5 protein-coding genes are annotated in these 4,772 nt (G+C 48.0%); 4 read left to right on the forward strand and 1 reads right to left on the reverse strand.

The genetic code is table 11. From position 1 onward, the window contains the following. The 4 genes from NZ772_14055 to NZ772_14070 all read left to right on the forward strand — a co-directional run. Positions 1–1,831 (forward strand): ATP-binding protein (locus NZ772_14055; protein MCS6814673.1); only part of this gene is annotated, 1,831 nt, incomplete at its 5' end. Further along, a complete protein-coding gene (locus NZ772_14060; protein ID MCS6814674.1) occupies positions 1,809–2,978 on the forward strand; it encodes a response regulator in 1,170 nt (389 codons plus the stop codon). The genes NZ772_14055 and NZ772_14060, both read left to right, overlap by 23 nt. 116 nt (positions 2,979–3,094) lie before the next feature. After that, positions 3,095–3,424, forward strand: a complete 330-nt coding sequence (locus NZ772_14065) for a hypothetical protein (protein ID MCS6814675.1) — start codon at positions 3,095–3,097, stop codon at positions 3,422–3,424. Positions 3,425–3,448: 24 nt separating this feature from the next. After that, entirely contained in the window at positions 3,449–4,249 is an 801-nt protein-coding gene (locus NZ772_14070) for a hypothetical protein (protein MCS6814676.1), read from the forward strand. Positions 4,250–4,341: 92 nt separating this feature from the next. Here NZ772_14070 and NZ772_14075 read toward each other — a convergent pair. Continuing rightward, positions 4,342–4,772 (reverse strand): photosystem reaction center subunit H (locus NZ772_14075; GenBank protein MCS6814677.1); only part of this gene is annotated, 431 nt, incomplete at its 5' end.

The raw sequence follows: 4,772 nt of genomic DNA on the forward strand, positions 1-4,772 counted from the left end.
AGCAACCGCTTGGCTGATGGTGATGGTTGGTGACCACCTAGACCGCTGCATTGTCCCAACATGGCTTACACCTCAGCAGTGGCAAACTAGCCTTACCTGTCTCAAGGCTGGTGAAGAGGTCAAGTTTCGTGATTTGCCCTACGACGATCGCTGGTTTGACCTACAACTGCAACCCCTCACCTATCCCTATAGCCATCAAGTCACCGACTCACCCAACGGGCTACTCTTGCTGTTAGAGGATGTTACTGACCGTAAACAAACTCAGCTCGATCTACAACGAGCCAAGGAAATTGCTCAACATGAAGCTGCTCGCAGTGCTGAAGCCAGCCGGGCAAAAAGTGAGTTTTTGGCGAACATGAGCCACGAACTGCGAACTCCCCTCAACGTCATTTTGGGCTTTACACAGGTAATGAGCCATGACAAGTCCCTGAGTCAAGACCATCTCAACAGTCTCAGCATCATTAATCACAGTGGTCAGCACCTGCTGGGATTAATTAATGATGTGTTAGACATGACCAAGATTGAAACGGGCAAACTGAAACTAACCAAGACCCAAGTTGACCTGCATCACCTCATCCACGACGTGGAGACTATGATGCGGGTTAAAGCCAACAGTAAGAATTTGACCTTAATCGTAGAACTAGCCCCCAATGTGTCGCAGTTTATTGTCACGGATGAAAGTAGGTTGAGACAGGTGCTGTTAAATCTGATTAGCAACGCAGTGAAATTTACCCATCAGGGCTATGTAGCACTACGAGTATCTCAATCATCAGGATTAGAGTCGTTGTCTGATAGCCCAAGCCATCTTCCGCAGCCATTGCTACCTCGTGATGAATCCTTGACCGCTCCCCAGCAGGATGCTATTACCCTCCACTTTGAAGTAGAAGACACGGGGGTGGGTATTGCCCCCGATGAACTCAACTGCTTATTTCAGCCGTTTGAGCAAACCAAGTCTGGTCAACAAGCCAATGAAGGCACTGGCCTAGGGTTAGCTATTAGCCGCAAGTACATTAGGCTGATGGGTGGTGACATTACGGTATCCAGCGAAGTCAATCGAGGCAGCACCTTTAGGTTTAACATCCAGGCTACTCGAGTGGTGTCTATGCCTGGGCGATCGCCAGAGCTAGATCGTCGCGTCACAGCTTTGGCTCCTGGCCAACCAGTCTATCGTATTTTGATTGTCGAAGACCGCTGGGAAAACCGCTGTGTCTTAACCAAGATGCTGGCCCCTCTTGGGTTTGCTATTCGTGAAGCCAAGGATGGCTACGAAGGGTTAGACCATTGGCAACAGTGGCAACCTCACGTGGTTTTGATGGATATTCGGATGCCAGGAATCGATGGCTACGAAGTAATTCGTCAAATTCGATTACGCGAAAACAACCTGAATCGGGCAATCCCCCGATCGCCGACAAAGATTATCATTCTGACAGCCAGTGTAGCTGAGGGTACTGAAATAGAGGGACTAGGGATTGGAGGCGATGACTTTTTACGCAAACCAGTGCAGGAGGCAACCCTGTTATCAGTCTTGGCAAAACATCTGGGAGTTTGCTACCTCTACGAAGAGACTACCCCCCCTCTAGACAACCACCAACATAACACGTCCGCCACGATCGCTGAGTTGAGTGCTGAGTTGACACAAATGCCCGCTAAATGGGTGAAGGAACTTCAAGTTGCTGCCATTAAGGGGCTTGACGATACCATCTTGCAACTTGTAGAGCAAATTCCTGACTCAAATTCAACCCTAAAACAGGTGATAACCGCTTGGGTTCATGATTTTTATTTCGATCGCATCTTAGAGGTGATTCAGCATGGAAACACAGATGCAAACTGACAACCAATCTACAGAATTCTCACGTCGCTACCCTCCCTCAAAAGGTGACATCTTGATTGTAGATGACACCCCTGACAATCTACGAGTATTGTCAGCCATGCTAACCTCCCAGGGATTTAACGTGCGTAAAGCTCTGACGGGTCAGCGCGCCATTTCATCTGTGGAAGCCGATCGGCCTGATCTAATTTTGCTCGATATCAAAATGCCCGGAATGGATGGCTACACCGTTTGCCAACATCTCAAGGCCAATCCTCACACCAGTCATGTTCCTATCATTTTCATCAGTGCTCTAGATGATGCCATAGATAAGGTTAAGGCCTTCGTGGTAGGCGGCGTAGACTATATCACCAAGCCCTTCCAAGAAATTGAAGTGTTAGCTCGCATCACCCACCAACTGCACATTCAACAGTTGCAGCAACAACTGATGCAGCAAAATGAGGAACTAGCCCGCTCTAATCGAGAACTAGAGCAATTTGCCTACGTTGTTTCCCATGATTTGCAGCAGCCGTTGCAAAGTATTACAGGTTTTGTCAAGCTATTGCAGTTAAAGTACGAACACCAGTTAGATGATGTTGCCATTGATTACATCAACCGTGTCTATACTGCCGGTAACCGAATGCAGCGGCTGATTCACGACCTATTGACCTATTCGCGCATCGGGAAACAGCAAAGCTTTGGCCCAGTGGACTGCAACGTAGTCGTCAAGCAAATGTTGGAAACTTTCCTGCATACGGGTGGATCTAAGCGCCCGGTCATTACCTGTGAAGTGCTGCCTGTAGTTATGGGGAACGAAACTCAGATTATGCAATTGTTTCAAAACTTAGTGGGTAATGCTGTCAAATTTGTAAACCCTGGTACTACACCACATGTGTCTATTGCAGCCGTTTCAGAACCAGACTACTGGCTCTTTAGGATTCAAGATAACGGCATTGGCATTGAAGCTGACCAGATTAATCGGGTATTTGAGATGTTTCAGCGCACCCAAGCAGCCACCAAGTATGACGGTTCGGGGATTGGTCTGGCCACTTGTAAAAAGATTGTAGAAAACCATGGTGGCAAGATTTGGATTGAATCTCAAGTGCAAGTAGGTACAACCATCTACTTCACATTGCCCAAGATAAAGATGCCACCCATGTCACAGAACTAACCCCTACCCTCCTACGCTGATGCACAATGATCTGTCAACGAGTTGACGATTGGTGAGTTGCTCTGACAACTGGTCAGTTGCTCTACAATGGGGTTGGTAAGGTTGGAGGATATGGAATGAGAACGGGGGCGATCGTCTGCTTGGGGCTGTTAATGATGTGGGGATTATTGGCAACTCCTCTGCGTGCCCAGCGGCTTGGCAACAGTTCTCTCGATTTCTATGAGCAAGGGTTACAGCAGTTAGAGCGTGAAATTCAGCGCTTACAGGTCAACCCTACGCTAGATGATGCATCTCTGTTAACACCTATCCAACCATCAGCTCAACCGCCATCACCCCAGATTAACGCCACTCCGCCTCAGACCCCGTCATCTCCACACCTGTCACCATCGCCAACAGTCAACAGTGAGCCATCTCCTACAGTGAATCCTGAGCAGCCATCATCCTAATGTGCTCCTCCGTAGTTAGTGGCCATGAAGCTAGTGAAGCAAACAGCAGTAGAAATGATTTTGCAGGAGGGGGTGACCCTATCACCACTGTTGTGTATTTGGGTGGTGGGATTGATTGTAGTGCCCCTGTTTCTCAGCTATACTACCCTCACTGAAGCTGCGATCGCTACCCTCAGTTGTCAACGCATCAGTTCCGATCGGGTCAATTGTGAGTATCAAAAGGCATCCTTCTTTGGCCTTGTAAAACAAACTCCTATCCAGCTTGAGGATGTAAGGGATGTGCGGCTAGATCAGAAAACCTATCACGACGATGAAGGAGCCTATCAAGCTTATCAGATGCGGGTTGTCACTCGTCGAGGCGAACTAGCATTCACGGACTTCCTGCCAGACTATCGGCAACTATCTGCCCTAGAGTTCAGTCTGAAAGAATTCTTAGGTTCTAAGGAGCAATCAATACAGCTCAGCCATGACACACGCTGGTTTTTTTGGCGTACATTGCTGCCGTTAAGCGTGTTTACAATCTTGCTAAGCATTGGTAGCACCATCGTCTATGGGTTGCTTAAAACTAGAACCCTGACCCTAGACCGACGCACGAACCGAGCCATCTATCACACTCGGACATTGCTTGGTAACCACTATCAGTATGTATCACTGCGCAATGTACGAGGTATTGACATTCGGGAAGAGGTGGACGATGGGGTTGTGTATTATGAGCCTGTGTTTTTGCCCTTAGCTGCCAATAAGTTTCCTATGTTACGCACTAAAAATATGGCCGAAGCCCAGCGCCTAGTCGAGCGGATTCGGACATTTTTACAACTCCCATGATTAAGTCAGCACTTGTTCAGTTCATTAACCTGCTTCTCCCAAGCCGAGAGAAGAAGTAGCCAGGGGATGAGGGCGGCTTGCAAGCTGAGCAGTTATGATTTACGAGTCAATCGTTGCCAAGCAGCATCAATAGCTTGTTTCATTCGCTGCCCAGTGCGATTGAGGCTTTGTTGAATGCTATCCCACTTGTCTTGCAGAAAATCAACTGCCTCTTGTAATGCATTCTGATCATGTCGCCCTGTTGCTGCTAGTTCATCTCGAACTTCTCTAATTTTCACCCGCACGACTTCTGGCTGATCATGGGGAGAAACTAGGGACTTAAGGCGATCGCCCACTTGCTTCACCAGATTTTTGACTTGTTGCGATTTCTCACTCAAAAAGCCTTGCAAACCTTCAGATTCACTCTTGAGCCGATTCTTGGCATCCTCTTTAATCACCACTACCTCTGCATCAATCACCTCAACATCGTCTGGAAATAGTACTGCTCGTCCACCAAAGGGTGCTGCAATGTCCCCACCTAGAA

The organism is Cyanobacteriota bacterium (genome assembly GCA_025054735.1).
In the GTDB taxonomy this organism is placed as follows: Bacteria; Cyanobacteriota; Cyanobacteriia; order SKYG9; family SKYG9; genus SKYG9.